We start from the raw sequence: 579 nt of genomic DNA on the forward strand, positions 1-579 counted from the left end.
AGGCAAAGCCAAAGAGAGAAAGAGGCACGCCTTTGCCAAACCTGAAACCTTTCCTTGCCACGTGTGAAAAGAACCGCTGCCTCAATTGAAAGCCCGAGCTTGACACAAACAAATTGCGCGCCCTGGTCGAGCGGGACGGGCTCTGACCAGGGCGGCGGCCGAGGCGGTGAGGGCGCTGAGGGCGGAGGGGCACTCCCTGCGCCACCTGCTGGAGTGCTCGGGGCTCAGGAGGTCGACCTACTACTACGCGCTGGCGCACCCGCGGAGGCCGACCAGGCCCGAGCTGCGCGACGCCGCGGCCGAGATATTCTCGCGCACCGCCAACGGCTGCGGGCACCGGCAGATAGCCATGTGCCTGCGCGCCGAGCTGGGCGCGGTCGTGGCCGACAAGACCGTGCTCAAGATGATGCGCGAGATGGGCATCCGGTGCGCGATACGCCGCCGGGGCTCCCGCCGCCGGTACAGCTCTGTTAGCGCTAATCTAAAATTGACCACTTTCGCAAACGCATCTCGCCGAATGCGCTAACGCGCTTTCGCCGACCCCGCTAACGTACTTTCACCAACTGCGCTAACGGAACT

General features: G+C 64.4%; 1 protein-coding gene. It reads left to right on the top strand.

The window, feature by feature from the left end:
* Positions 1 to 166 precede the first annotated feature (166 nt).
* The gene (locus tag ACTQW0_RS08515) at positions 167 to 526 is read left to right on the top strand and encodes an IS3 family transposase (protein ID WP_441567784.1); all 360 of its coding nucleotides are present in this window, start codon (positions 167 to 169) and stop codon (positions 524 to 526) included.
* The last annotated feature ends 53 nt before the right edge of the window (positions 527 to 579 follow it).

Origin of the sequence: Collinsella sp. LCP19S3_B7, assembly GCF_052121795.1 — a bacterium.
In the GTDB taxonomy this organism is placed as follows: Bacteria; Actinomycetota; Coriobacteriia; order Coriobacteriales; family Coriobacteriaceae; genus Collinsella.